Below are 26,322 nucleotides of genomic sequence, written 5' to 3' on the forward strand. Positions count from 1 at the left end.
CGCCTCAGCCGGCCGGCGCCGGCCGGCAGGCCCGGATGGCGGAGAGGGTCGAGTGCACGTCGAACTGGTGCCCGTCGTCGCTCTCCCAGCCGCCGTCGCTGCGCTGGGTCTCGGCCAGCCGGCGAAGCGCCCGCACCATGATCCAGTCCTGCGGGTCGATGCCGACCCGGCGCAGCGTGGCCGCCAGCCAGGCCACGTCCCCCGGTGACATCCCGGGCATCCGCTCGGCGAGCACCACCTGGATCCGCGCCGACTCCTGGAACATGTCCTGCCGGTGCAGCACCGCCGCGCTCAGCCAACCGGCGGCCAGGAAGGACGGCCAACTGCCGTCGGGGCGCAGCCGCTTGGCGATCGACTGGGCCGCCCCCTGCACCACCCCGGCGTACGCCCCGCCGACCCGGTGATCGAGCGGACCGGCGGCACGGGCGTCCAGGCCGGCGACGGTGAGCCAGAAGCCGGCGTTGGCGGTGAGGAAGAGCCCCGCCTCCGGGTCGCCGGGGCGGGCCCACTCCGGAGCCGACCCGGCCAGCGAGGGGTCCTCCTCCCAGCCCCCGTCGGGCTGCTGCCGGGACGCCAGCCAGTCCAGCGCCCGGCGCGCGGCGGGACGGCCGAGCGCCCCCAGGTCGTCCAGCTCGGCGAGCCGGAAGCAGGTGGCGTCGATCGAGGCCATCTCGCCGCCCCAGGTCGCCGGCCAGCCGCCGTCGGGAGCCGGGGCGACCTCGACCGTCTCCAGCAGCTCGGCGGGCACCGGCGTGCCGTTGAGCAGCCAGGAGAGGCGGGCACGTTCGACCGCATCTCCGTGCGCCACGACGAACCCGATCGCGGCTTCCAAGTCGACCACGGCGGAGACGCTACCTGCGCAGACACGATTCCGCCTCGGGGAATCGGCCAGCCGGGAATGGCTGCGTCGCTCCGCTCGGAGGGCTGCTCGGGGTCACTTGCGTCGATTCGCCGGCGGACGGCGCCGGCCGGGCCACGCCGGAGCCGGGGCGGCGGTGTGCGCCGCCCCGGCCGGCCGGTCAGTACGCGGGCAGCGAGGGGTCGATCTGCTTGATCCAGGAGAGCACGCCGCCCTGCACGTGCACGGCGTCGCGGAACCCGGCCGCCTTGAGCGCGGCGAGCGCCTCCGCGGAGCGGACACCGGACTTGCAGTGCAGCACGATCTGCCGGTCCTGCGGCAGCTGGGCCAGCGCCTCGCCCGAGATGATGTCGCCCTTGGGGATCAGGGTGGCGCCGGGGATCCGGACGATCTCGTACTCGGCCGGCTCCCGGACGTCGACCAGGAAGATGTCCTTGTCGGCGTCCTGCCACTCCTTGAGCTCCAACGCGGTGATGGTCGAGTCGACCACCGCCTCCTGGGCCTCGTCGGAGACAGCGCCGCAGAAGTCCTCGTAGTCCTCCAACAGGTCGGTGACCGTCGGGTTCTCGCCGCAGAGTGCGCAGTTCGGGTCCTTGCGAACCTTGATCTTGCGGTACTCCATCTCCAGGGCGTCGTAGACCATCAGCCGGCCGACCAGCGGCTCACCGATGCCGGTGAGCAGCTTGATCGCCTCGTTCACCTGGATCGAGCCGATCGACGCGCAGAGCACACCGAGCACGCCGCCCTCGGCGCAGGACGGGACCATGCCGGGCGGCGGCGGCTCCGGGTAGAGGCACCGGTAGCAGGGGCCGTGCTCGGCCCAGAACACCGACGCCTGGCCGTCGAAGCGGTAGATCGAGCCCCAGACGTACGGCTTGCCGAGCAGCACCGCCGCGTCGTTGACCATGTACCGGGTGGCGAAGTTGTCGGTGCCGTCGACGATCAGGTCGTACTGGGCGAAGATCTCGCGGACGTTCTCCCGGTCCAGCGCGGTGTTGTGGATCTCCACGTTGACCAGCGGGTTGATCTCGCGGATCGAGGCGGCGGCGGACTCGGCCTTGGACCGGCCGACGTCGGACACGCCGTGGATGATCTGGCGCTGGAGGTTGGACTCGTCGACGGTGTCGAAGTCGATGATGCCGAGCGTGCCGACCCCGGCCGCGGCGAGGTACATCAGGGCGGGCGAGCCGAGGCCACCGGCGCCGACACAGAGCACCCGGGCGTTCTTCAACCGCTTCTGCCCGGTCACCCCGACGTCCGGGATGATCAGGTGGCGGGAGTAGCGGCGGATCTCGTCAACGGTCAGCTCGGCGGCGGGCTCGACGAGCGGGGGCAACGACACGGTGGACTCCCCGGGATCGGCGGTGTGAACCGCGCCATTGTTGCTCGCCGGGGCACCGCTCGGCCATGAGGGAGGACACGTGGCCCGCAATGCGGGAGGGGAATAACCGACGGACCCATCGATCAGGGGACGAGGTCCCCCGCGTACCGACGGCCGTCGAGGTAGGGCCAGGCGTTGGCGACGCAGCCCTCCAGGCCGTACGTCTGCTGCTGCATCACCGGCGCCGGCTGGCCGGGGCCCGGGCAGGCCTCGTGCTCCTCACCGAACTCGTGGCCCACCTCGTGGTTGATCACGTAGGTGCGGTACGTCTCCAGCGGCGCGCCGTAGTCGGGGACCGCCTCCATCCAGCGGGCCAGATTGATGATGACCTGGCCGGGGAGCCGGCAGGAGGTGTACCGCTCGGTGGTCAGCCCGCCCTCGGCGCACATCTGCTCGGAGGTGACCGGGGTGGCCAGGTAGATCGTGAAGTCGGCGACCCCCGCATCGGCCACCCGCTGCACGCGCACCTCACCGGAGGCGATCCAGCTGCGCGAGTCGGTCAGCGCCTCGTCCACCGTGCCGGCGAAGGCGTCAGCGTCCTGGCCGGTGCCGTGCTCGACCACGACCCGGTAACGGCGCAGCGGCCCGTCCTCGCCGTGCACCGGGGTCTCACCGTCAGCCACGGTGAACCGTCCCGCGCCGACCGACGGGTAACTGGTGGGCGCCGGGTGCGCGCCCACTCCCCCGCCGTGACCCACCCGGCCCTGGGTGGCGGCGGGCGCCTCGGCTGGCGGTTCGCCGCCCCACGTCAGCGTCACTCCGGCGCCGACGGCGAGCACGACCACCAGACCGAGCAGCAGACTGCGGCGGCGTCGCCGGCGCATCCGGAACAGTGCAGGCCGCGCGTCCGACGCCCGGTACGCCGGTCGGCCGGGCGATTCGGGCGGGCCGTAAGGGGACGACGGCGTCATGACGTCCAGCCTGCCAGATTAATCGGGCATTTCTCCGCTTTCACCGCTAATAACGCAAGACACCTTATAAAGGCGTCGATTAGGTGCCGTGGAGGCGCTCAGAGCGGAGGACCGGCGTAGCGGCGACCGTCCAGGTACGGCCACGGATTGACCCGGCACCCGTGCAGAAAGAGGGTCTGCTGCATCATCACCGGCGCCGGCCGACCGGAGCCCGGGCAGCGCTCGTGCCGGTGCCCCAACTGGTGGCCCACCTCGTGGTTGACCACGTACGTCCGGTAGACCGCGAGCGGCACACCGGCCTGGACGTAGTGCGGCACGGACAGCCGCCACCGATCCAGATTGATGATCACCCTGCCCGGCGTCCGGCAGGACGTGTACGGCCGGCCGCCGACCCGGATGTCCACCCCACCGTCGGCGCACATCCGGCCAGCCGTACGGGCAGTGGCCAGGTAGACGGTGAAGTCCCGGGGTGAGGCCCCGGGCACCTGCTGCAACCGCAGCCGGCCGCTGTCGACCCAACTGCCCGGCCCGGCGAGCGCCGTCTGGACCGCCTCCCCGAACGCGGCGGCGTCCTCGCCACTGCCCGACTCGACCGCCACCCGATAGCGCCGCAGCTCGCCCGCGCGGCCCAGCACCGGGCCGGCGCGGTCGTCGTAACCGAACCGGCCGGTGCCGGCGGTCGGCACCGCCCCGGACAGTCGCAGCACCGGGGAGGGGCTCGGCGGCCCGGCAGGCGACGGGTCGGCCGACGGCCGCAGCGGCGCCGCCAGCAGGGGAGGTGGTGCGGCCGGCGACGGTGTGCGGATCTCCTCAGCGGCCAGCCGCTCGGCGCCGGGGTGCCCGCCCGGCCCTTCGGCGATCACGGAAACCGCCGCGCCGACGGCCAGCACCACGGCCACCAGTTGGGCGATCAACGCGAATCGCCGCTGACGGTGACCGGGGCGGCGGGCGGGGGTGGGCACCCGGTTCAGCCTGCCAGATCAGGCCGCCGGGCGGTCTCCTCCGTTTCGGCGAGCAGGCCGACAACCGCCCGGGCCACCAGTCGGGGCACCTCCAGTTGCGCCACGTGGCCGACGCCGTCGAGCATCAGCAGCCGGCTGTCCGGGATGGTCCGGGCGGTCTGCGGCGCGACCCGCACGTCGACCAGCCGGTCCTGCCGGCCACCCACCACCAGGGTCGGCGCGCGCACCGCCGCGGCGAGCCGCCACAGCGAGCCCGGCCCCGGCAGGTACGACCGCAGGAAGCTGGAGACCAACCCGCGGAACGTCCGGACGTACGCAGAGGCGTAGTGCTCCGCCTCGTAGCGCACCAGGATCTCCTCCAGCGCCTCGGCACGACGCTGCTCGCAGATCCGGCTGAGGTCGGCGACGCAGGCCTCCAGGACCTGCTCAGCCATGACCTCGGGGGCGAGCTGGGTGAGCCGCCAGGCGACCAACCGTTCACCCCCGGGGATGGCCAGCACCGGCAGCATCCGCCCCTGCAACGAACGACGGAAATCCAGGAACGGCAGCGCAGGAGAGATCAGGGTGAGGGTGCGGACCAGGTCGGGCCGGAGCCCGGCCACCTGGACCGCGACCGCACCGCCCAGGGAGTTGCCGAACAGGTGCACCGGCCCTCGACCGGAGTGCTCGATCCAGCGGACCACCAGATCGGCGAAGGCCGGAATGGTGTAGCGGCGGCCCGGCTCGCTGCGGCCGAACCCGGGCAGGTCGATGGCCTGGCCGTCCAGCCGGTCGGCGAGCAGCCCGGCCAGGTCGGTCCAGTTCTGCGACGAGCCGCCCAGCCCGTGCACGTACAGCGCCGGCTCCGCGCCGACGGCGGTGGCCGGGGTGTCCCGCACGTACGTGACCACGCCGTCGAGGCGGACCTCCCGACCCGGCCACGGCGGCGGGACCCGGTCCTCGGGAAGGAGATGGTCCGGCCAGAGGGTGGCGCGCTTCATCGCTCCAGTCTGCCCTGGACCACTCAGGACAGCAGCGCTTCCAGCCTTCGGTTGACCGCCGCCAGCGTCGCACGGACCACCGCCTGGCGCGGGTCACCGGCGACCAGGGCCGAGCCGGCGAGCTGCTCGACCCAGCCGTCACAGACCAGCAGCACCACCACGGTGGCCACCTCGCAGTTGCCGAACGGCACCACCGCCGCGTGCTCGACGAAGCAGCGCCCCCGCTCGGCGTTCTCGGCGCCACGCAGCAACTCGTCCACGGCGGCGGCCGCAGCGACCGCGCAGAGCCGCAGCACGTAGCCGTCGACCGCCGGCCCGGTGGCGTACCCGGCGGCACTCTCGCCGCCGGCCAGCAGCCGGACCTCCACGTTCGCGTCCAGGCCGAAGGTGCTGACCTGCACATGGTCGATCACCACCCGCGGCCCCGGCGCGCCGCCGGTGTCCAGCGGTCGGGACGGTGCCGACTCCGTCGTGGTCACCTGACCACCGGAGTACGACGTACCGGCCGTCGCCGGACTGCCGGTTGCCGCGCCAGCGGGCGCGGCCGAGACCGAGCCCGGCTCCTCCACCGTGGCGCGACCCCGGTGCGGGGCGCTCGGCCGACGCCGACGCGAGCCGTCCGCCCCGACCTCCTGCTCAGGGCCTACGGGCGTGGCCTCGACCCGACCACCCGACGGCCGACCGACCGTGGGCGACCCGGTGGGCAGCACCTCGCCGGTACGGAGTTCCGCACCGGCGTCGCGCGGCTCGGCGCTCCGGGGGTCGGCGCTCCGGGGCTCCGGGGTACGCCGCTCGGCGGCCCGGGGCTCGACAGCCCGACGGCGGACCGGCGGGACCGGCGTGGTCGGCGGGCCGGGCAGGTTCTGCGGTGCGGCGGCCAGCCCCATCCGCTCCTGAAGCAGCCGGGCCACCTGTCGGCTCACCTCGGCCGGGTCGGCGCCGTCGGACAGGTCCAGGCGGAGACTGTGCGCGCCGGCCGGGGTACGGCGCAGCGCCGCGTCGCGTACGCCGGCCACCTCCCGAACGGCGTCCAGGATGGCGTTGACGTCGAACCCCTCGGGGCGCTCCCGCAGCGGTGCGGGTTCGTCGTCGCGGCGCAGGTGGGTGGCGATGCGGGCGAGCTCAGGGGTTTCTGCGGGTGGCTCCACGGCTGGCGGCTCCGGCACGACGGGCACGTCCGGTTCCGCAGGGACGCGCTGCGGCAGCACCGCCAACGTCGGATCCGGCGACCGACCGTCGTCGGCCGGTTCGGTCGGCGACGCCGAGTCGGGGGCGGATCGGCGAGCCGCGTAGGGAGGGGCGCTCGTCGGGGCGGGCGCGGGTGAGGTCCGGTCGCGGCGCCCGGGCCCGCTCGTGGCAGGGGCGACACCGGTCGAGGTCGGCGGGATGGCTGCTGGTGACGTGCCGGTCGCCGAGGGAGCTGAAGGGGACGGCTCGACCGGGGACGGCAGGGGCGGCTCAGGAGTCTCCGACCGGAGCCGGAACGGTGCGGCCGGCCGGGCTTCGGGCCGGAGCGGGCCGGACGGCTCATCCGCGCCGTACGCGCGGGGCGTGCTCGCCGACCGACTGACCGGCCAGGAAGGGCGCTCGGTCGGGGTGCCAGCCGGAATGCGTCCCTCGGACCAGTCGGGTCGCTCGGCCCGCGTCGGGGTCGTCGGGGTCGGGGTCGTCGGGGCCGTCGGCGACCCGCCGGCCCAGGAGGGCCGCTCCCTCAGCAGCGCCGGTCCGGCCGGGGCCGGTGGCGCGTCGGCCAGCACCGGAGGTGGTCCGGCCGACGCCTCGGGCGGCGCCGGTGGCGGTGCTTCGGTCTGCGCAGGGTCGGCCCAGGACGGCCGCTGGACAGGGGGCGCACTGGTGGGCGCAGGGTCGCCGGCCCGGGCTGGCGGGCCACTGGCCGGGGTCGACCCGCCAGTCGGGGCTGATTCGCCAGTCAAGGACGGGCGCGACGGCCGGGCGCTGGCCGGCGTCGGGTCCGAACCGCCGGCCCAGGACGGCCGGCCGGGCGGCGGGGCACTGGTCGGGGCCGGACCGGCCCAGGACGGCGGGGACGGCGCGCCGCTGGTGGGCGCCGGGTCCGGGCCGCCGGCCCAGGACGGCCGATCGGCGCGTGCGGCACTGCTCGGCGCGGAATCGGCCCGGGAGGGCCGCTCGGCCGGTGGGCCACTGGTCGGAGCGGACCCGCCGGCCCAGGAGGGGCGATCGGCCGGTGGGCCACTGGTCGGAGCGGACCCGCCGGCCCAGGAGGGGCGATCGGCCGGTGGGCCGCTGATCGGAGCGGGACCGCCGGCCCAGGAGGGGCGATCGGTGGCGGGCGGCGCAGCCCGCGGCACCGGTGGCCCGCTGGTCGGTGTCGGGTCCTCGCCGCCGGCTCGGAGCGACCGATCGGCCGGCGGGACAGCGGTCGGCGCCGAACCGGCCCAGGACGGGCGGTCCGTCGGCGGCGCGCTGGTCGGCTCGGCTGTCGGCCCGCCCGCCCAGGAAGGCCGGTCCGCCGGGCCGGCCTCGGACGACGAATTCGGGGCTGTGCTGGTAGGGCTCGTCGCAGGGCGTCCGCCCGCCCAGGAGGGGCGATCGGCCGGGCCGCGCTTGGCGACCCGCTCCGGCGACGCCTCGGGCTCAGGTTCGTCTCGGGCGATGTCGCGCCCGCGCGGCGGGTCGACGCGTACGGGCTCGTAGGGGCGGGGTGACTCCACGCGCGCCGGCTCGTACGGCCGGTTGGGCTCGGCGACCAGGCCCGGCGCGGGCTCGTCCCGGGCCGGGCGGCCAACCGGCTCGCCATCCTGCCGCGACCAGGGCGGGGCCCAGCCGCTGCCCCAGCTCGGGCGGTTCCAGCTCGGCCCGGACCAGTCCGGCTCGATGGTCGGAGGCTCACCGGCCCGGGGCACGTCCCCGCCGCGGTCGCCCCTGGCGGCGCGACCCGGATCGGAGTCCTCGGCGTGCCCGGCCCCGTCCGGGGTGCGTCCCGGCTCAGCCGACGCGTCCGGGGTGAGCGGATCCCGCCAGCCGCGCGGCGCGGCCGGCGGTTCGTCGGTGGCCAGCCGCTCGGCGGTGGGCGCGTGGAAGCCGGGCGGGACCTCGAAGCCCGAGGCGGCGGTGCCGACGGGCGGCACCTGGACAGCCGGCGGCGCCGAGGTCGGCAGACCGGGCTCGGCCCAGCGGGCGCTGTGGCCGCCGGCCGGGTCTGCAGTGGAGTGCGGGGCGGGGCCGGTGTCGGGCTCGCCGGTCCCCTGCTCCGGCGGCGGTGCGGGACGCTGGGCGGGCACCACCAGCCGGTCGCCGGCCTGGTCGGGCCGGTCCTCGGCGGTCAACCCGGGCGGCGCGCTCACCGGCGCGGGCCGGCCCGCCGAGGGCTCGGCGCCAGGGTGGCGGACACCATTGGCCTCGGCACCGGGGCGGCGGACGCCGTTGGCCTCGGTGCCTGCGTGGCGGACGCCGTTGGCGTGGTGGCCGTTGACCCGGGCCGGCGGCTGGAGGTCGTCGGGCAGACCGGACACAGGTGGCGGCAGGTCGCCGTGTCGCGAGGAAGAGGTGCGCCAACCGGACGCGGGGTCGGGCTGCCAACGCGGTGTCTGCTCCTGGGCACCCTCGTGCTCGGCAGCGCGGGACCATCCGCCCGCCGAGGGCGCCCACCCGCTGACGGGACGGCCCGGGTCGTCGTGCTGACCCGCTCCGTCGCCGTGCTCTCCCGGGGTGGGGACTCCGGGTTGCCCTGTTTCACTCACCGCGCGCTCCTTGGTCGCCCTCGCTGAGGCTACCGTGTGGTGACAGTGGCGATAAGTTACAGCGGCGGGCCATTTCCACGACGCGGGTCACGGGCTTCGCCCGGTCTGGGGGGAAAATGCCGGCTCGTACGCAGAACTCGGAGGAACCCATGACCGCTGCGGGCAACGGTGCGCAGACCGCCGGCAGGCCCACCCGCCTGCCTCGTTCCGCGCGCCGCAAGCAGTTGCTGGCGGCGGCGCAGGAGGTTTTCGTCGCGCAGGGCTACCACGCCGCCGCGATGGACGACATCGCCGAGCGGGCCGGGGTCTCCAAGCCGGTGCTCTATCAGCACTTCCCGGGAAAGATGGACCTCTACCTGGCTCTGCTGGACACGCACTGTGACGCCATCGTCGCCAAGGTGCACGACGCGATGCGCGGCACCAACGACAACAAGGAGCGGGTCGGCGCGTCGGTGCGGGCGTACTTCGACTTCGTCGATCACGAGAGCGAGGCGTTCCGGCTCGTCTTCGAGTCGGACCTGCGCAACGACCCAGCGGTGCGGCAACGCGTCGAGCGGGTCGAGCAGGGCTGCATCGCCGCGATCACCGACACCATCATCTCCGACACCGGGGTGAGCCGGGCGCACGCCGAGCTGCTCGCCTCCGGGCTGGTCGGTGCGGCCGAGACGGCGGCGCAGTTCTGGCTGGCCGGCGGCCGGCAGGTGCCGAAGGCCGAGGCCGAGGCGTTGGTGGCCGCGTTGTCCTGGCGGGGCATCGCGAGCTTCCCGCTGCAAGGTGAGTCAGCCTGACCACTGCCCCCGTGATCGGATAGCCTTCGCAGGGCGGTTCTTTCGCCCCAGTTGAGGAGGCACAGTGGAGGTCAAGATCGGCGTGCAGTACGCGCCGCGCGAGCTGGTTCTGGACAGCGCGCAGTCGCCGGCCGAGATCGAGCAGATCGTGACCGACGCCTTCGCCGGCAACGGCGGCACGCTCTCCCTGACCGACGAGAAGGGCCGGCGGGTCATCGTGCCGGTCGAGAAGGTCGCGTACGTCGAGATCGCCGAAGCGTCGCCCCGGGCGGTCGGTTTCACCGTCCGCTGACCGGTTCGGCCGTCGCGGCAGGTCGGCGCTGGCCCACCTGCCGCGGGCCGGCACCGCACCCGGCGGCCCGGGTGGTCAGTTGTTGAGCCCGACGGCGGCCATCCGAGCGGTATGCGCGGCGGTGAGCCGCCGGAACAGCCCCGGCACGTCGACCCGGTCGCCCTGCGCGATCAGCGTGGTGAGCGCGGCCCGTTCGGCGGCGACCCGGCCGGCCTGGGACAGCGCCTCGCCGACCAGCCGCCGGGCCCACATGGAGAGCCGGTCGGCCACCCGGGGGTCGGCGGCGACCGCCACCCGGATCTCGGCGGCGGCGAACTCCGCGTACCGGGAGTCGTGCAGCACATCCAGCACCAACTGCCGGTCGGGCTCGTCCAGCGCGTCGGCGGTCTCCCGGACGAAGTCGTCGGTGATGGCGTCGCCGACGTACGCCTTGGTCACCACCTCCGCCCAGTCCCGCGGCTCGGTCGAGTCGTGGTACGCCTGCAACGGCCGCAGGTAGGGCGCCATCGCGTCCTCGGGCGGCACGCCCAGCGCGGTGAGTCGGTCGGCGAGCCGGCGGTAGTTGGCGATCTCGGCCGCGGCCATCTCGCTCAGTGCGGCGCGGCGGCGCAGGTCGGGCGCGAGCCGGGCGTCGCCGGCCATCCGTTCGAAGGCGAGCAACTCACCGAAGGCGACCAGGCCCAGCAGGTCGGCGACGGCGGGACCGGGGGTGGTCGGCGCGGACACGAGCGCAGGTTACCGTGCGCGGCCCGGTGGTGTGGCCCGCACGTGGTACGACCCAGACATCGACCCACCGTGTGACGCAGGTCACATCTCATGCCCCCGCGTGGCGGGTGCCCGACGGGGAATCGGGACGGGTGCCTGCCTGTTCAGGTAGCATAGAGCAGTTGCCGTGGGCGCCGATCTGATCGAAGCTCAGCCCGCGGCGCGCGTGCGGCCCGGTCCGGCTCGGCAGTCTGCCCCCGACCGTGTGGCCCGCGTCATACCGACAGCGCCCTGAGGACATGATGGGGCGCACCCACGAGAGGGCACCCCCAAATCCATATGAGCGAGCTGACTCAAGATCTGATGGACGGCCAGGAACTGGCCCCCACCGCCCCGGTTCGACCCGAGGCTCCCACCTTCGCCGCACTCGGCGCCCGCGAAGAGACCGTCGAGGCGCTGGCCGCGGCCGGCATCACCCGCGCCTTCGCCATCCAGGAGTACGCGATCCCGATCGCGCTCCGTGGCGTCGACCTGATCGGCCAGGCGCCCACCGGCACCGGCAAGACCCTCGGCTTCGGCGTACCGCTATTGGAGCGGGTCTTCGCGCCGAACGAGGGCAGCGACGGCGTGCCGCAGGCACTGGTCGTCGTCCCCACCCGTGAGCTGGGCATCCAGGTCGCCAAGGACCTGGCCGCCGCCGGCCGGACGCGGGGCGTCCGGGTGCTGCCGATCTATGGCGGCGTGGCGTACGAGCCGCAGATCGACGCGCTGCGCAAGGGCGTCGAGGTCCTGGTCGGCACCCCCGGCCGGCTGCTCGACCTGGCCAAGCAGAAGCACCTGCGACTGGACCGCGTACACGCGCTGGTGCTCGACGAGGCCGACCGGATGCTCGACCTGGGCTTCCTCGACGACGTCGAGAAGATCCTGGCGATGCTGCCGGAGGATCGGCAGACCATGCTCTTCTCGGCAACCATGCCGGACCCGATCGTCACCCTGTCCCGGCGCTTCCTGCGCCAGCCGATGACGATCCACGCCGGCCACACCGCCGAGACCGGCCCGTCGCCGCAGACCCAGCAACTGGTCTACCGCACCCACTCGATGAACAAGGTCGAGATCGTGGCCCGGATCCTCCAGGCCGAGGGGCGCGGGCTGACCATGATCTTCACTCGCACCAAGCGGGCCGCCGACCGGGTCGCCGAGGACCTCGACTTCCGCGGGTTCGCGGTCGCCGCGGTGCACGGTGACCTCGGCCAGGGTGCCCGCGAGCGGGCGCTGCGGGCGTTCCGGGCCGGAAAGATCGACATCCTGGTCGCCACCGACGTGGCAGCCCGCGGGCTGGACGTCACCGGCGTCACCCACGTGATCAACTACGACTGCCCGGAAGATCAGGACACCTACACCCACCGGATCGGCCGCACCGGCCGGGCTGGCGCGACCGGTGTCGCGGTGACCTTCGTCGACTGGGACGACATGCCGCGCTGGCGGATCATCGACAAGACCCTGGGTCTGGAGATGCCGGAGCCGCCGGAGACGTACCACACGTCTCCGCACCTCTACACCGACCTGCACATCTCTACCAGTGTCGCCGGCACCCTGCCCACTGCGGAGCGGACCAGGGCCGGGCTCTCGGCCGAGATCGAGGAGGACCTGGGCGGGACGCGTTCCCGCCGGGGCGACAGCGGTGGCCGGGGCTCCCGACGCGGTGAGAGCCGCGGCGAGGGCAGGAGCGAGGGCCGGGGCGAGCGTCGCGGCCGGGGCGATGACCGCCGGGACCGCACCGACGCCGGCACGCCGGCCGCCGAGGCACCCGCGGACGCCGCCGCCGACGAGGAGGGCACCCGTACCCCGCGCCGCCGGCGTCGCCGCCGGGCCGGCGAGGCGGTTGCGGGCGAGCCGACCGCGGTGATCTCCACCGAGGTGGCTCCGGCCGAGCCAGCCGCCAGCGCCGACGGTGAGCCGTCGAAGCCGCGTCGCCGCCGGCGTCGCCGTGGTGGCGGTTCCGGCGCGGGTACGCCGGCCGAGGCGACCGCGGACTGACCCACAGCCACACCCGACATCCCCCGCACCGCCCCGCGCGGTACGGGGGATGTTCCCTTCCCACCCCACCTTTGGAAGATGGAACGATGCCCGAACCGCTCGACGCCGCCCTCACCGAGGTCCGGGCGCTGCTACTCGACCCCGCGCTGACCCGGGCGGTCGCCGCCGGGCGCCGCCGCGGACGCCGCCCCACGGTGGTCCGGGCCGAGCTGCGGCCGGTGACGCTCAAGGCCGGGCCCCGGCTCCAGATCACCACCTCCGACGGCGCCCGCCCGTACACCCGCAATGTCGCCCCCGGACCGGAAACGGCCGCGGCGGTCGACGAACTGCTGGCCGAGCCATTCGGCAACTGGCACCTGGAGACGGCCGACGCGACGCTCCAGCTGCGGGTGACCAAGTCGGGCGAAGCGCAGGTGCACCGGGCCGCGACGGCGCGGCCGGCGGCGACACCGGGCGGGAACGACCGGGCGAAGGAGTACCTGCTGGACCCTGGGGACGAGATCTTCACCGAGATCGGCGGCTCGGCGGCGAAGCGCCGCCAGGTGGACGCGTTCCTGCGAGCCCTGGCCGCGACCCTGCCCGACGAGCTGACCGGCCCGCTGCGGGTGGTCGACCTGGGCTGCGGCAACGCCTACCTGACCTTTGCCGCGTACCGCTATCTCTCCGGTCGGGGGCTCGACGTCGAGTTGATCGGCGTGGACGTCCGGGAGGACCAGCGGCGGCGCAACACCGAGTTGGCGCAGCGACTGGGCTGGGCCGACCAGGTCACCTTCGTGGCCGGCACGATCGCCGACGCCGTCGTCGACCCCGCACCGGACCTGGTGTTGGCGCTGCACGCCTGCGACACCGCCACCGACGAGGCGCTGGCCCGCGCGGTGCGCTGGGAGGCCCGCTGGGTGCTCGCCGCGCCCTGCTGCCACCACGACCTGGCGAAGCAGCTACGCGCCGACCCCGCCCCGGCCCCGTACGAGCTGCTGACCCGACAGGGCATCCTGCGCGAGCGCTTCGCCGACGTGCTCACCGACGCCCTGCGGGCCGGGCTGCTGCGGGTGCACGGGTACCGGGCCGAGGTGGTGGAGTTCGTGGACTCCCAGCACACGCCGCGCAACCTGCTGATCCGGGCCCGCCGTACCGGCGCCGGGGCCACCGACCCGCAGCGCGCGGAGTACCGCGAGCTGGTGGACCAGTGGCGGGTCACTCCCCGGCTGCAGACCCTGCTGGCCGCCGACGAGCCGCCCGCCGCCTGACGAGGACGGCGCCTCGGCGGTGGTCTGGTCGGTCGCTGCCTGAGACAAGTCCCATCAACGGGACAGTTTGTGCGGTCAGTCAATTGTTTCCGGCTGTGGGCGTACTACCCTCGGAAGGCGCATCGTCCCAGTGCTCCGGCCGGGAGGAGAAGACCCGCGAGGATGGCTTCCGCAGACGTTTCGCCGCAGATGGCGTTCGCCCGCTTCGTCCGGCGAGCCATCGATGACGCTCGCGACGAGCGCGGGTGGACGGTGACCGACCTCGCCTCCCACACGGGTGTGGGCCGCTCCACGGTGTTCCGTTGGCTGGCCGGTGACTGGCAGGACTACCCCGAACTGGCCAAGGTCCGCGGCTTCTGCGCCGCGCTGGACCTGCCGGTCGCGGCCGCGTTCCGGGCGCTCGGGCTGCCCGACGCCGGCCCGGCACCCCGCCGGCGTAACGACGAGGGCCCGGTCGAGGCGGACGTCCGGGCGATCCTGGACCGGCTCGCCGACCCCACCGTCCCCGCCGAGGAGAAGCACCACATCCGCGATCTCCTCCGCTACCTGGCCCGCCGCCCCATCCGCCGCGCCGGCTGACCTACCCCTCCGGGGGTTACGGGACCGTGAGGGTGAACTCGGCGGTGTGGACCTTGGCGGCGACCTGGAAGTCGAGGTAGAGGCGGTAGCGGCCAGGGCCGGGGGCGGTCAGCCAGAACTTCACCTGGCCGTCCACCAACTCCGGCTCCGGGTGCACGTGCAGGTAGCCCAGGTCGCCCTCGCGCAGCGCCACCAGGTGCCCGTACGCCCCGAGGTAGCGCTCCAGCGGTGCGGCGCCGCCAGCGGCGTCGACCCGGAAGGTCAGCGGCACCGTCTCCCCGGCCTGCGGGTTGCCCTGGTAGCCGACGGTGAACCCGTCCACCGTCGTCGAGGTGGCTGGCGCTGGCAGCGCACGGGGCTGATACCCGCCGGGCGCGACCAGGTCCGCGCCGAGGGTCAACGCGGTCTGGCCGCCGTCGTCGGCGACCACGGTGAAGTCGGCGTACGCCCGCCAGACGCCGGGCTGCGCGAGGGTCAGCGGCACGGACCAGGTGCCGTCCGGAGCCATGGTCGGGTGCAGGTGCTGGTAGCCGGTCAGGTCCCGGCGGACCACGATGAGGTGCAACGGCTTGTCGTGCACGACGGCGAAGCGGGTGACCGGCCGGCGCTGCGCGTCCCGTACCTGGAACCGGAGCTGCCCCGGGCGACCGGCCAGGAACTCGGTGGTCAGCGGGGCCAGGGTGTACCCGGCCGAGCTGACCGACAGGCCACCCGGCTCGCCGCCCACGCCCTGGTCCGTGCCCGTGGCGCTGCCGTGGTCGTGCGGCTCCGTGCCCGCCGGGTGGGTGTGGTCGGCGGCCAGCGCCGAGCCGCCGGTGGTGGCGCCGTCGGCGTTCATCCGGCCGAGGCCGAAGCCGAGCAGCACCGCGAGCACCAGCCCACCGACCACCAGCGCCAGTCGGAGCGTGCTCCGGTCCGGCGCGGCGGAGATCTGGTCAGGCACCGCCGGCGTCCAACGCGTGGCCGGCCTCGTCGACGGGCTGATCGGTCATGCCGCCCACGGTACCGCCGCACCGGGCCGGGCCCGGCCGACGTCGGGACGGCGTGGCGACGGTCGCAATCCGTCCTGCCCGGGAACTTTTCCGCCGCGAGCGCGCGGCGGGCTCAGCCGGCCACGGCGAGGGCGAGCGGGAGCACGTCCGGCGCGCCGGCCCGGCGTAGGGCGCGGGTCACCATCGTCATCGTCCAGCCCGAGTCGACCAGGTCGTCCAGGAGCAGCACCGGCCCGGCCAGTTCGGCCAGCGCGTCGGCCAACTCGGCCGGCACGGTGAACGCGTCGTGCAGCGCGCGTACCCGCTGGGCGCTGTTGCCGCGCGGCCCGCCGGGGCCGCCCGGACCGGTCCGGGTGACCTCGCCCAACAGCGGCAGCCGGCCCACGGCGGCGACCCGCTCGGCCAGCGATCCGATCAGCCGGGGCCGCCGACGGGAACCAACCGCGACCACCGCCACCGGGCGGCGAGGCCACGGGTCGTCGCCGTGCGCCCACGCCTTCAGCACCTCCACCACGGCGCCGGCCACGTCGTCGGGCACCAGCGCGTCGGGCGCGTCCGGGCCGACCAGGCCGCGCAGCCGGCCACCCCAGCCCAGGTCGGAGAGGCGCCCGACGGCCCGGCCCGGCAGCGCCTGCTCCGTCGGGGGGATCCGGCCCTTCAGGGGTACGCCCACCGCGTCCAGTCCGGTCGGCCAGAGCTTCTTCGGGGCGATCTCCACGCCGGGTCGGCCCAGGAACGTCTGCGCGGCGGTCAGCGCGGCCGTCGACACGTCCGAGGAGAACAGCGGGTCAGCGCACCGGTCACACCGACCGCAGTCGGCTGTCCCGGTATCGTCCAGGCACTCCCGCAGATACCGCATCCGGCAGCCGGACGTGGTCGCGTACTCCCGCATGGCCTGTTGCTCGGCGGTGCGCGCCTCGGCGACGCGGCGCAACCGGGCCTCGTCGTAGACCCAGGGCTCGCCGGTGGCGAGCCAGCCACCGCGCACCCGGCGGACCGCGCCGTCCACGTCGAGCACCTTGAGCATCAGCTCCAACCGGGCCCGACGGAGGTCGACCAGCGGTTCGAGTGCCTGGGTGGAGAGCGGTCGGTCGCTCTGCAGGGCAGCCAGTACGGCCCGGACCTGCTGCTCGGGTGGGAACGCCAGCGAGGCGAAGTAGCGCCAGATCGCGGCGTCCTCGGCACCGGGCAGCAGCAGCACCTCGGCGTGCTCGACGGCCCGGCCGGCGCGGCCGACCTGCTGGTAGTACGCGATCGGCGAGGGTGGCGCGCCGAGGTGGACCACGAAGCCCAGGTCTGGTTTGTCGAAGCCCATGCCGAGCGCGCTCGTGGCGACCAACGCCTTGATCTTGTTGTCCAGGAGGTCCTGCTCGGCGGCCCGCCGGTCGGCGTCGTCGACCTGCCCGGTGTACGAGGCCACCGGGTAGCCCCTGGTACGCAGGAACTCGGCCGTCTCCCCCGCCGCCGCGACGGTCAGCGTGTAGATGATGCCGGAGCCGGGCAGCTGGTCCAGGTGGTCGGCTAGCCAGGCCAGCCGGTGCGCCGGGGTGGGCAGGTCGAGCACGCCGAGGCGCAGTGACTCGCGGTCCAGCGTGCCGCGCAGGACGAGGGCGTCCCCCAACTGCTCCGCCACGTCCTGGGTGACCCGGGCGTTGGCGGTGGCGGTGGTGGCCAGCACCGGGGTGCGCTCGGGCAGGTTGCCGAGGAACGTGCGGAGCCGCCGGTAGTCCGGCCGGAAGTCGTGCCCCCAGTCGGAGACGCAGTGCGCCTCGTCGACCACCAGCAGCCCGGTGGTCGCGGCCAGCTTTGGCAGCACCCCGTCGCGAAAATCCGGGTTGTTCAGCCGTTCCGGGCTGATCAGCAGCACGTCCACCGCGCCGGCCTGGATCTCCGCGGTGATCTCGTCCCACTCGTCGAGGTTCGCCGAGTTGATCGTGCGAGCCCGGATGCCGGCTCGGGCGGCCGCCTCGACCTGGTTGCGCATCAGCGCCAGTAGCGGCGACACGATCACCGTCGGGCCGGCGGGGTGCTCGCCCTGGCGTAGCAGCGCGGTGGCCACGAAGTAGACCGCCGACTTGCCCCAGCCGGTGCGTTGGACGCAGAGCACCCGGCGCGCGTCGACCACCAGCGCCTCGATGGCCCGCCACTGATCTTCGCGCAGCCGGGCATGGTCACCGGCCAGCCGGCGCAGCACCGCCTCGGCCCGCTCCCGTACCGCCGCCCGCTCTTCGCTCACCCGGCATTTCTACCAGCCGCGCCGGAAAACCCCGCGATCATCGAGGCCCGGCTGGCTCCGCCTTCACCGCCGCGGGGGTGCCTGTGGGCGGGGCGGGTGGCGGCAGGAAGAGCAGGACGCTGCGAAGCGCGTCGGTAACCGCGAGCGGCAGCGGGCAGCGCGCGGCCAGCTCCTCCATCGACGTGTACGGGCCGCGTACCCACCGGTCCATCGCCACCTGCCGGCGTTGCGCGTCGGTGAGCCCGGGCAGTGTGGCGAGTACGTGGTCGGGTACGGCGTTGACGTCGATGAGCCCGCCGTCGTCGAAGGCGCGGGCCAGGTCCGGTCGGCCGATGGCGAACTCCTGACGCGCCGAGGGGTAGCGGTGCAGCAGGTTCCGCGCCTGCTGGCGGCGAACCCGTCGCTCCTCGTCGCGTGCCTGGGCCACGAGCGGCCGCCCGGTGACCCGTCCCCAGACCCATCGGTTGAGCAGTACCACGTGCGCGGCGCCCACCACCCAGCAGAGACCGATCACGCCGAGCCCCAAGAACGCCTCCGCCGCCGAGTCCTCCGTCTCGAGGTCGTCGGTGGCGATCATGTAGACCAGCAGCGACGCGGTGATGAGATAGCCGACGGCCGCAAGGCCGAGCCGTCCACTGCGCCGCCGCACCGCGTACGCCAGCATCACCAGCCAGGTCCCGGTGCCGAAGGACAGCAGTGGCAGGAGGGTGCCGGCGACGGTGGCCGTGGTGCTCACCCACGTGGGCAGCGGGTGCCGCTCCTGGCGCGGCTGGTCGACCCCGAACGGGGAAGGCGGGCCGGCGGACAGACCGCCCAGCGCGGGGTACAGCGGCGAGGGGAGATCCGCGTAGGGCGGGACGGCCGCCGAGAACGGCGGGGCCGACGCCTGGACCGGGGCGGTCGAGGCGGGCGGTGAAACGGGGGGCGGCACGGTCGGGTTGAGGGCCGGGGCAGCCGGATGTGTGTCGGCGGACGGATGCGCCGGCACCGGGGGCACCATGCTCTCCACCTGCTGTGCGGCGGGAGCCGAAGCGGGCCACCCCGATTCCGGGATGCCAGCGGTGAGGGTCGGATCGGCGCGCAGTATCCGCCCGTGCAGCTCGCGGAGCGCCGCACCGGGCCCGATGCCGTACTCCTCGCGGAGGAAGCTGTCGATCTCCCGATACGCGGCCAGCGCCTCCGCCTGCCGTCCGCTGCGGTACAGCGCCAGCATGTACTGGTGGCGCAGCCGCTCCCGGACCGGGAACTCGGCCACCAGCTCGACCAGCTCGCCGACCAGCTCGCGATGCCGTCCGCTGTCCAGTTCCAGCTCCACGCGGGTCTCCAGAGCAACGGCCCGCAGTTCCACCAGTCGGTGCCGGGCAGCCTCGAAGACTCCTCCGGGGACGCCGGCGAACGGCTCTCCCCGCCACAGGTCCAGGGCAGCGGTCAGCTCGGCCAGCGCCTGCTCCGTACGTCCGGCAGCGTGCCGCTGCCGTGCGGCCTGGACGCCCCGTTCGAAGCGGACGGCGTCCACCGCCTCGGGATCCACCCGGAGCAGGTAACCCGCGTCGGTGAGGCTCAACACCTGCCCCGGCGTACGCGGCGACCGGTCGGGCTCCAACACCCGACGCAGCCCGGCGACATACTTCTGCACCACGTTGGGGCCGTTCGCGGGCGGATCGTCCGGCCACACCGCCTCGACGATCTGTCCGGTGGTGACCGAGCGACCGGCGGAGAGCAGCAGTACGGCCAGCACGGCGCGCTGCTTACCGGGGCCGAGATCGAGCTGGCGGTCGCCGTACCAGGCCCGCTGAGGCCCGAGGATCTCGAAACGCAGCGTTCCTGACATGCGAGTTTCCGCTCCTGACACCCCCGAGGGCGCCGGACGGCAGTGCCCGGCAGCCGGACGGCAGCATATCGGCAGCCGGACCGCCGTGCCGGCCGGCAACCTCGTCGTCGGCAGAAGCCACGCAGCGAGAAAGAGAAGTGCGATGACACAGGCAACGGGCACCGCCGGCACCATCCGACGGACGGTCGGCACGGTCGCCGCCGTGCTGGCCACGACCACCCTGCTCGCGGGTTGCGGGTCCAAGGACGAGCTGACCGCGGCACCGCAGAGCAGCCCGACCGCCAGCCCGAGTGCCAGCCCGAAGGACGCGCTCCTGGACGCCGTTCCGGATGGCACCGAGGGGGCGTTCCGGTTCAGCGGCAAGGACTCGTCCAGCACGCTCACCGGCCGGATCGACCCGGAGGCGAAGGCGTTCGAACTCAACACCACCATGGCGCCGGACTCCGACGGCATCGTCGTGAAGATGTCGTTCCTGGTGATCGAGGACGAGAACTGGATAAAGGCAAAGTTCAGCGGCCGCCCGGGCCTGCCGAAGTTCCCGGACAAGTGGATGAAGCTGGACCGCACGAAGCTGACCGATGGCGGGAGTATCCCGACCTACGACGGCGTGGACCAGGGCAACGCCGGTCCGCTCATCCAGGCGGCAACCTCCGTCGAGGAGCAGAGCGCCGGGCAGTACGTCGGATTCATCGACGTGAGCGACACGGAAGCGGCGAAGGCGCTGGATGACGGTGAGGCGGCGGCGCTCGGCGAGGCCGCCAAGAAGGTTCCGTTCACCGCCGTGGTCGGTGCGGACAAGCACCTGGCCTCGCTGACGCTGAAGATCCCGGCCGCTGGCAAGGCGAAGGCGTACGACTACGTGGTCACGTACGCCGACTACGGCAGCACTCCGAAGATCAGCGTTCCGACCGGCGCCGCCGCGACGAGCGCACCGAAGATGGCGTACGAGATGTTGAACAACTGACCCACGACGCAGGGAGGGCGGCGGCCACACGGGGGGCCGCCGCCCCTTCTGTCGTACCTGGACGCTTGTGTGCTCAGCGGCCGAGGACCGAGCCCCCGTTGACGCCGAGCACCTGACCGGTGACGTAACCGGCAGCCGGGCTGGCGAGATAGCGAACGGCCTCGGCGATGTCGTCCGGCACTCCGGCCCGCCCGACGAGGGTCGCCGCCACCCGTTTGGCGTGCCCCTCGGCGGTCATCCGGTCACCGAAGAACTCGGTCTCGGCGACGTAGCCGGGGCTCACCACGTTGACCGTGATCTGTTCCGGGCCGAGCTGCGCGGCCAGGTCGTACGCCCAGCCGTGCAGGGCGGCCTTCGCCGCCGAGTACGCCCCGGCGCCGCCGCGCTGGGCGGCGATCGAGCTGACCAGGATCACCCGGCCGCCGGGGCGACGCAGGGCCGGACGCAGCGCCTCGGTCAGCAGCACGGCGGTGAGCACGTTGGCGTCCAGGTTGGCCCGCCAGTGCGCGGCCGTTCCGGCGAGCGTGCCGGTGTCCCCGCCGAGGTAGCCGCCAGCGTTGTTGACCACCACGTCGACCGGTCGGTCGCCGATAGCCGCGAGAACCCGGCCGAGCTGCTCCGGGTCGGTCAGGTCGGCGGTAACGATGGTGACGGCGTCGGTACGACCACAGCCGGCGGAAATCCGCTCGGCGGTATTCGCCAACACGTCCGCCCGCCGCCCGACGATCAGAACGTCGTACCCATCCCCCGCGAGCACCCCCGCAACGGCCGCGCCAATCCCAGTCCCGCCCCCACTAACAACCGCAACCCGCCCGTCCATCTCCCGACCTCCCCATGCAGAGAACTCCGTCGATCATGAAGTTATCGCCCTTGGCCACGGCGCGTCGTGGCAATAACTTCATGATCGACGGGGTGGGGGGTCAGCGTGAGGGGCGGAGGGATTTGCGGAGGTGGGACAGGCGGGGGGCCAGGCTGGCCAGGCCGCCGGGGAAGAAGTAGACGGCCAGGATGAAGACCGTGCCGAGGACGAACAGGGGCTGGCTCAGGGGGTGACTCAGGACGGCGGGCAGCTTGTCGACCGCGTCGGAGGTGCCGAAGGCGGTGAGCCGGTGGTCCAGGTACATGTAGAGGACGCCGCCGAGCACCGGCCCCCACCGGGTGCCCGGCCCGCCGAGCACCACCATGACCAGCAGCGACAGGGTCAGCTCGGAGGACGTGATGTGCGGCGACGCGCCGCCGACGATCAGGCAGTAGACCACCCCGCCGGCCGACGCCAGCCCGCCGGCCAGGGTGAACGCCACCAGCTTGTAGCGGTACGGGTCCAGCCCGAGCACGCCGATCCGCCGCTCGTCGTCGCGCAGCCCGGCCAGCACCCGCCCGGTCGGCGAACCGCTCACCCGGTGCACCACGAAGACCACCAGGGTCAGGTACGCCAGCGCCAGCCAGTACAGGTTGACCGTGTTGGTCACCCCTACCAGCCCGGCGGGCAGCCCGGACACGTCCAGCGGCAGGCCCTCCTCGCCGCCGGTCAGCCCGCCGAAGTCCCGTGCCACCAGGATCGCCCCGACCTGGGCGAAGGCCAACGTGACCATGGCGAACGCGATGCCCACGGTACGCAGCGCCACCGCGCCGAGCAGCGCGGCGAGGATCGTGCCGCCGGTGACGGTCAACAGCGCCGCCTGCCAGAGCGGCAGGCCGGCCCGGGTGACCAGGATGTCGGTGCCGTACACGCCAGCGGCGAAGTACAGCGCGTGCCCGAAGGAGAGCATCCCGGTCCGGCCGAAGAGCAGGTCGTACCCGGCGGCCAGCCCGCCGAAGATCAGGCAGATGGCGAGCAGTTGCAGGGTGCCGGGCGAGTTGACCGGCCCCTCGAAGATCCCCGGCAGGGAGATCGTCGAGTACGGCAGGATCGCGAAGACGGCCAGCGCGACCAGCGGCAGGAACGGACGGACACGGTGCCACCGCCCCCGCTGCGGGGTCAGCTCGTCGGGTACCTGCGCGGGGGGCGCGTCGACCACGGAGTTCGTCATGCTGTTGCCACCTTTCCGGCGATGCCCTGCGGACGCAGCAGCAGCACGACGGCCAGCAGCCCGACCACGCAGATGTCGCCCAGACCGGACGTGCCGTAGTAGTTGACGAACTGTTGGACCAGCCCGACCACGACCGCCGCGTACGCGGAGCCGACCACCGAGCCCATCCCGCCGATCACCACCACGATGAACGCGAAGATCAGCAGTGAGCTGCCCTGCCCGGGCGAGACGGTGCCGAAGTAGACCCCGCCGAGTGCACCGGCGAGCGCGGCGGCCGCCCCACCGATCGCGAAGACGAGCGTGAACGCCTTACGCACGTCGATGCCGAGCGCGGTCACCATCTCCCGGTTCTCCACTCCGGCCCGAATCACCAGGCCGTACCGGGTCCAGCGCAGGAAGGCCAGCAGCGCGCCGAGCACCAGCACTGCCGCGATGATCAGCAGCAGGCCGCCGTTCGGCACCTGCGCGCCGAGGATCCCGGTGACCTGCCGGGTCCAGTCGGGGCGGGGGAACGGTCGGGCGTCCGCACCCCAGGTGGCCTGGAGCAGCGCCACCCCGGCCAGCGACAGGCCGACGGTGACCAGCACCTGCTCGATGGTGCGGGAGTAGAGCGGGCGAATCAGCACCAGCTCGACCAGCACCGCCACCAGCGTGCCGGCGGCCACCCCGAACGCGACCGCGAGCACGAAGCCGAACCCGTCACCACCGGCGCCCGGCAGGTTGCCCGCCGCCCACCAGGTGGCGTACGCGCCGACACCGAGGAACAGCCCGTGCGCGAAGTTGAGCACGTCGGCCAGGCCGAAGACCAGGGACAGCCCGGAGGCGACCAGGAAGTACAGCGCTGCCAGGCCGAGCCCGGTCAGCGTCAACAGGATGACGGTGCCCATCAGTGCGCCACCTCCGCCGAGCCGACGCCGAGCAGCGACTTGGTCAGCGCGGTCTCCAGCAGCAACTCGCGGGCGTCGCCGGTCCAGGCGACCTTGCCGGCTGCCAGCACCACCGCGTCTCGGGCCAGCCGCCGTACCACTGCCAGGTTCTGCTCGACGAGCAGCACCGGCACCGACTCCGCGACCCGTTCCAGCACCTCGGCCACCTCGGTCACCACTTTCGGCGCCAACCCCTTGGTCGGCTCGTCGACCAGCAGCAGCCGGTTGTCGTTGAGCAGCACCCGGCCGATCGCGAGCATCTGCTGCTGCCCGCCGGAGAGCGAACCGGCCCGTTGCCGTCCGCGCCGGTCCAGCTCCGGGAAGAGCGCGAAAACCTTGTCGTACGCCGGAGTGACGCCGCGCCGCTCGGCGAGCCGCAGGTTCTCCGCGACGGTGAGGCCGGCGAACACGCAGCGGTCCTCGGGCACGTAGCCGAGCCCGCCGCGAACCAGCCGGTGGGTGGGGCGGGCCAGCAGGCTCTGCGCGCCCATCCGGATGGTGCCGCGGATCTCCCCGGCGGGCGGGGTGAGGCCGACGATCGCGCGCAGCGTGGTGGTCTTGCCAACCCCGTTGCGGCCGAGCAGGACGGTCACGCCGGTCGGGGCGACCGTGAAGGACACCCCCTGGAGGATGTGCAGCCCGGAGATCCGGACCGACAGGTCCTCCACGTTGAGGATCGGCTCGGTCATAGCGACTCTCCGAGATAGGCCTCTTGCACGGTGGGGTTGGCCATCACCGTCTCCGGGGTGTCGCAGGCCAGCAACGCGCCGTGGTGCATGACGGCGATCCGGTCGGCCAACTCCAGGATGACGTCCATGTGGTGCTCGACCATCAGCACCGCCCGGCCGCTGTCCCCGGTCAACGACTTGATCACCGAGACCAGCTCGGGCACGTCCTCGGCGCTGACCCCGGCCATCGGCTCGTCCAGCAGCATCACCCGCGGTTCGCCGGCGAGCAGCAGAGCGATCTCCAGCTTGCGCTTCTCGCCGTGCGCCAGGGTGCCGGCCAGCGCCGTACCCCGGTGGCCGAGACCGACCCGGTCGAGCGCCGCGTCGGCGGCGGCGGCCACCTCCCGGTCGGCCGCCGCCCGCCGCCACAGTTTCATCGAGCCCCCGCGGTGCGCCTGCACGGCGAGCCGGACGTTCTCCCGCACGCTGAGCGAGCCGAAGACCGAGGACGCCTGGAAGGTACGGCCCAGCCCGAGGCGTGCCCGCCGGTGCGGCGGGAGCGCCCCGATGTCCTGCCCGTCCAGGGTGATCCGGCCCTCCGTGGCCTGGCGCAGGCCGGTGATCAGGTTGAACAGTGAGGTCTTGCCGGCGCCGTTCGGCCCGATCACGCCCAGGAACTCCCCGGGCGCCAGGTCGAGGTAGACGCTGTCGACGATGGCGACCTCACCGATCCGCCAGGTCAGACCGCGGGTGGCGAGCATGGTTCAGCCCTTCATGGCCACGGCCGGCGGCGCGGACTCGTCACCGGTGAGGCTCTTCTGCGCGGTTGCCGTGAAGGCGGTGCCGCTGCCGGTCAGCTTGGCCTGGAACATCGGCTGGAGCAGCGCGTGGTCCGCGGCCCGGATGGTCATCTTGCCCTTGACCCCGTCGAAGCTCCAGCCCTCCAGGGCGGTCACCATCTTGTCGACGTCGTCCCCGCCCTCCTGCACGGCGCGGACCACCATCTGGGCGGCGGCGAAGCCGTCCGGGTGGAACAGGTCCAGCGTGCCGCCGGGGATCTTCGCCTTGGCGGCCTTGGACGCCTCGGTGTCGCTGGCCCCGTCGAAGTAGTGCGACAGGAAGGAGATCTTCGTGCCGGCGGCGCCGAACGTCGGCCAGGAGGAGCGGATGTCCAGGCCGGTGACGACCGTGGTGGAGGAGAGCACGCCCTGCTGGTCGAGGCTCTGCCACATGGCCGGGGCGGTGGTACCGGCCCAGGCGACGAAGAGCAGATCCGGCTTGGCCGTCTTGATCTGGCTGGCGAACGGGGTGAACTCGGTGGCGCTGGCCGGCGCCCGGACGCTGCTCACCGTGGCGCCCGCGCCGCCGATGACCGCCTTGACGGCAGCCTCGTTGGCGTCGCCGAACGCGCCGTCCTGGGCAAAGACCACGACCTTCTTGCCGGACGGGTCGCCGATGAACGACTTGGCGGTCACCACATCCTGGTAGGACTGGCGGCCAGAGCGGAAGGTGTACTTGTTCGCACCGGTCACCGCGTCGGTGGCGGCCGGCCCGGAGATGAACAGGACCTTGTTCTGCGCCGCGATCGGCGCGACCTGGAGCGCCACGCCGGAGGCGGTGGAGCCGGCAATGATCTTCGTGCCCTTGCCGATCAGGTCCTTCGCCGCGGAGACCGCCTTGGCCGGGTCGCCCGCGTCGTCGACCTCGGTCAGCTCGATCTTCCGGTCACCGACCTTGCCGGTGCCCTGGGTGGCGAAGTCGAGCCCCGCCTTGAACCCCTCGCTGTACTGCTTTCCGTAGCTGGCCAGGGCTCCCGACTGGGAGTACACCAGGCCGACCTTGACCGGTGCGGCGCTGTCGCCGCCGCCGGTGGCGGTGTCCTGCGGGCTGCCACAGGCCGTGGCGGCCAACGCCGCGGCCATCATCGTGGCGGCGGAGAGGAACACCCGCCGCGTCGTCCGGACCGTCATTGCGACTCCACATGAGGACTCGGAGGGAGAGAACTTCTTCGTGTCGGCTCACGCTAGAAGTGACGTCACCCACGAGCTATGTGGCGGAAACACACAAGTAACAGGAATGAGGTGGCCGGGCGTTACAACGGGCCGACCTACCACGCGAAAGCCCGGTCGCCCGATGGCCCGAACCCCCACGGACCGCCCGAGCCCTGTGTCGTCGCGCGCCATCCGCGGGCCCGGGGCGATCTTGCGAGCGG

General features: G+C 73.5%; 20 protein-coding genes and 2 pseudogenes. 6 read left to right on the forward strand and 16 right to left on the reverse strand.

Annotation, left to right across the window (positions count from 1 at the left end; genetic code table 11):
- Positions 1-4: 4 nt before the first annotated feature.
- From ABZV00_RS03165 to ABZV00_RS03190, 6 genes and pseudogenes are all read right to left on the reverse strand, one after another.
- Positions 5-892 (reverse strand): prenyltransferase/squalene oxidase repeat-containing protein, encoded by an 888-nt coding sequence (locus ABZV00_RS03165; RefSeq protein ID WP_355602004.1) that lies wholly within the window; start codon positions 890-892, stop codon positions 5-7.
- Positions 893-1,019: 127 nt separating this feature from the next.
- Positions 1,020-2,268, reverse strand: a pseudogene (moeZ, locus tag ABZV00_RS03170) (adenylyltransferase/sulfurtransferase MoeZ).
- A gap of 55 nt (positions 2,269-2,323) precedes the next feature.
- Positions 2,324-3,064 (reverse strand): DUF3152 domain-containing protein, encoded by a 741-nt coding sequence (locus tag ABZV00_RS03175; RefSeq protein WP_355601415.1) that lies wholly within the window; start codon positions 3,062-3,064, stop codon positions 2,324-2,326.
- Positions 3,065-3,249: 185 nt separating this feature from the next.
- Positions 3,250-4,113, reverse strand: a complete 864-nt coding sequence (locus tag ABZV00_RS03180; protein WP_355601417.1) for a DUF3152 domain-containing protein — start codon at positions 4,111-4,113, stop codon at positions 3,250-3,252.
- Between the two features lie 5 nt (positions 4,114-4,118).
- On the reverse strand, positions 4,119-5,093 hold the full coding sequence (locus ABZV00_RS03185) for an alpha/beta hydrolase (protein WP_355601419.1): 975 nt from the start codon (positions 5,091-5,093) through the stop codon (positions 4,119-4,121).
- Between the two features lie 23 nt (positions 5,094-5,116).
- Positions 5,117-6,427 (reverse strand): annotated as a pseudogene (locus ABZV00_RS03190) (hypothetical protein); the annotation flags it as partial.
- A 2,537-nt stretch (positions 6,428-8,964) separates the two neighbouring features.
- On the opposite strand from ABZV00_RS03190, the gene ABZV00_RS03195 reads away from it, so the two are divergent.
- Positions 8,965-9,603 (forward strand): TetR/AcrR family transcriptional regulator, encoded by a 639-nt coding sequence (locus ABZV00_RS03195; protein ID WP_328420650.1) that lies wholly within the window; start codon positions 8,965-8,967, stop codon positions 9,601-9,603.
- 64 nt (positions 9,604-9,667) lie between these two features.
- Positions 9,668-9,895 carry a DUF3107 domain-containing protein gene (locus ABZV00_RS03200; protein WP_030329796.1) on the forward strand — a complete coding sequence of 76 codons (228 nt, stop codon included), beginning with the start codon at positions 9,668-9,670 and terminating at the stop codon, positions 9,893-9,895.
- A gap of 75 nt (positions 9,896-9,970) precedes the next feature.
- Here ABZV00_RS03200 and ABZV00_RS03205 read toward each other — a convergent pair whose 3' ends face one another.
- Complete coding sequence (locus ABZV00_RS03205; protein WP_355601421.1) at positions 9,971-10,621, reverse strand: ferritin-like fold-containing protein; 651 nt, start codon at positions 10,619-10,621, stop codon at positions 9,971-9,973.
- 318 nt (positions 10,622-10,939) lie between these two features.
- Between ABZV00_RS03205 and ABZV00_RS03210 the strand changes: the two genes are divergently transcribed.
- The 3 genes from ABZV00_RS03210 to ABZV00_RS03220 all read left to right on the forward strand — a co-directional run bounded on the left by ABZV00_RS03210 (position 10,940) and on the right by ABZV00_RS03220 (position 14,463).
- On the forward strand, positions 10,940-12,637 hold the full coding sequence (locus tag ABZV00_RS03210; RefSeq protein WP_355601423.1) for a DEAD/DEAH box helicase: 1,698 nt from the start codon (positions 10,940-10,942) through the stop codon (positions 12,635-12,637).
- Between the two features lie 86 nt (positions 12,638-12,723).
- Positions 12,724-13,884, forward strand: a complete 1,161-nt coding sequence (locus ABZV00_RS03215) for an SAM-dependent methyltransferase (RefSeq protein WP_355601425.1) — start codon at positions 12,724-12,726, stop codon at positions 13,882-13,884.
- A gap of 162 nt (positions 13,885-14,046) precedes the next feature.
- A complete protein-coding gene (locus tag ABZV00_RS03220) occupies positions 14,047-14,463 on the forward strand; it encodes a helix-turn-helix domain-containing protein (RefSeq protein ID WP_328420661.1) in 417 nt (138 codons plus the stop codon).
- Between the two features lie 16 nt (positions 14,464-14,479).
- Here ABZV00_RS03220 and ABZV00_RS03225 read toward each other — a convergent pair whose 3' ends face one another.
- The 3 genes from ABZV00_RS03225 to ABZV00_RS03235 all read right to left on the reverse strand — a co-directional run bounded on the left by ABZV00_RS03225 (position 14,480) and on the right by ABZV00_RS03235 (position 19,522).
- Positions 14,480-15,406 carry a hypothetical protein gene (locus ABZV00_RS03225; RefSeq protein WP_355601428.1) on the reverse strand — a complete coding sequence of 309 codons (927 nt, stop codon included), beginning with the start codon at positions 15,404-15,406 and terminating at the stop codon, positions 14,480-14,482.
- Positions 15,407-15,567: 161 nt separating this feature from the next.
- Positions 15,568-17,691 (reverse strand): DEAD/DEAH box helicase, encoded by a 2,124-nt coding sequence (locus ABZV00_RS03230; RefSeq protein WP_355601430.1) that lies wholly within the window; start codon positions 17,689-17,691, stop codon positions 15,568-15,570.
- A 37-nt stretch (positions 17,692-17,728) separates the two neighbouring features.
- Entirely contained in the window at positions 17,729-19,522 is a 1,794-nt protein-coding gene (locus tag ABZV00_RS03235; protein WP_355601432.1) for a BTAD domain-containing putative transcriptional regulator, read from the reverse strand.
- A 142-nt stretch (positions 19,523-19,664) separates the two neighbouring features.
- On the opposite strand from ABZV00_RS03235, the gene ABZV00_RS03240 reads away from it, so the two are divergent.
- Positions 19,665-20,486: a hypothetical protein gene (locus ABZV00_RS03240; protein ID WP_355601434.1), complete on the forward strand. Its 822-nt coding sequence runs from the start codon at positions 19,665-19,667 to the stop codon at positions 20,484-20,486.
- A 73-nt stretch (positions 20,487-20,559) separates the two neighbouring features.
- Here the strand turns inward: ABZV00_RS03240 and ABZV00_RS03245 are convergent, their stop codons facing one another.
- The 6 genes from ABZV00_RS03245 to ABZV00_RS03270 all read right to left on the reverse strand — a co-directional run bounded on the left by ABZV00_RS03245 (position 20,560) and on the right by ABZV00_RS03270 (position 26,080).
- Entirely contained in the window at positions 20,560-21,306 is a 747-nt protein-coding gene (locus ABZV00_RS03245; protein WP_355601436.1) for an SDR family oxidoreductase, read from the reverse strand.
- 100 nt (positions 21,307-21,406) lie between these two features.
- Positions 21,407-22,516, reverse strand: a complete 1,110-nt coding sequence (locus ABZV00_RS03250) for a branched-chain amino acid ABC transporter permease (protein WP_328420673.1) — start codon at positions 22,514-22,516, stop codon at positions 21,407-21,409.
- Positions 22,513-23,403 carry a branched-chain amino acid ABC transporter permease gene (locus ABZV00_RS03255; protein ID WP_328420675.1) on the reverse strand — a complete coding sequence of 297 codons (891 nt, stop codon included), beginning with the start codon at positions 23,401-23,403 and terminating at the stop codon, positions 22,513-22,515. The genes ABZV00_RS03250 and ABZV00_RS03255 overlap by 4 nt, the downstream gene beginning before the upstream one ends.
- On the reverse strand, positions 23,403-24,131 hold the full coding sequence (locus ABZV00_RS03260) for an ABC transporter ATP-binding protein (RefSeq protein ID WP_355601439.1): 729 nt from the start codon (positions 24,129-24,131) through the stop codon (positions 23,403-23,405). The genes ABZV00_RS03255 and ABZV00_RS03260 overlap by 1 nt, the downstream gene beginning before the upstream one ends.
- The gene (locus ABZV00_RS03265) at positions 24,128-24,871 is read right to left on the reverse strand and encodes an ABC transporter ATP-binding protein (protein WP_328420679.1); all 744 of its coding nucleotides are present in this window, start codon (positions 24,869-24,871) and stop codon (positions 24,128-24,130) included. The genes ABZV00_RS03260 and ABZV00_RS03265 overlap by 4 nt, the downstream gene beginning before the upstream one ends.
- A 3-nt stretch (positions 24,872-24,874) precedes the next feature.
- A complete protein-coding gene (locus tag ABZV00_RS03270) occupies positions 24,875-26,080 on the reverse strand; it encodes a substrate-binding domain-containing protein (RefSeq protein ID WP_328420681.1) in 1,206 nt (401 codons plus the stop codon).
- Positions 26,081-26,322 lie beyond the last annotated feature (242 nt).

It is taken from the genome of Micromonospora sp. NPDC005173 (assembly GCF_040608515.1).
Classification (GTDB): Bacteria; Actinomycetota; Actinomycetes; order Mycobacteriales; family Micromonosporaceae; genus Micromonospora.

Coding starts and splice junctions, on each gene's coding strand:
- ABZV00_RS03260 (WP_355601439.1), bottom strand. CDS start 24,131: ATGACCGAGCCGATCCTCAACGTGGAGGACCTGTCGGTCCGGATCTCC.
- ABZV00_RS03270 (WP_328420681.1), bottom strand. CDS start 26,080: ATGACGGTCCGGACGACGCGGCGGGTGTTCCTCTCCGCCGCCACGATG.
- ABZV00_RS03215 (WP_355601425.1), top strand. CDS start 12,724: ATGCCCGAACCGCTCGACGCCGCCCTCACCGAGGTCCGGGCGCTGCTA.
- ABZV00_RS03240 (WP_355601434.1), top strand. CDS start 19,665: ATGACACAGGCAACGGGCACCGCCGGCACCATCCGACGGACGGTCGGC.
- ABZV00_RS03255 (WP_328420675.1), bottom strand. CDS start 23,403: ATGGGCACCGTCATCCTGTTGACGCTGACCGGGCTCGGCCTGGCAGCG.
- ABZV00_RS03250 (WP_328420673.1), bottom strand. CDS start 22,516: ATGACGAACTCCGTGGTCGACGCGCCCCCCGCGCAGGTACCCGACGAG.
- ABZV00_RS03245 (WP_355601436.1), bottom strand. CDS start 21,306: ATGGACGGGCGGGTTGCGGTTGTTAGTGGGGGCGGGACTGGGATTGGC.
- ABZV00_RS03220 (WP_328420661.1), top strand. CDS start 14,047: ATGGCTTCCGCAGACGTTTCGCCGCAGATGGCGTTCGCCCGCTTCGTC.
- ABZV00_RS03235 (WP_355601432.1), bottom strand. CDS start 19,522: ATGTCAGGAACGCTGCGTTTCGAGATCCTCGGGCCTCAGCGGGCCTGG.
- ABZV00_RS03195 (WP_328420650.1), top strand. CDS start 8,965: ATGACCGCTGCGGGCAACGGTGCGCAGACCGCCGGCAGGCCCACCCGC.
- ABZV00_RS03210 (WP_355601423.1), top strand. CDS start 10,940: ATGAGCGAGCTGACTCAAGATCTGATGGACGGCCAGGAACTGGCCCCC.
- ABZV00_RS03175 (WP_355601415.1), bottom strand. CDS start 3,064: ATGCGCCGGCGACGCCGCCGCAGTCTGCTGCTCGGTCTGGTGGTCGTG.
- ABZV00_RS03185 (WP_355601419.1), bottom strand. CDS start 5,093: ATGAAGCGCGCCACCCTCTGGCCGGACCATCTCCTTCCCGAGGACCGG.
- ABZV00_RS03265 (WP_328420679.1), bottom strand. CDS start 24,871: ATGCTCGCCACCCGCGGTCTGACCTGGCGGATCGGTGAGGTCGCCATC.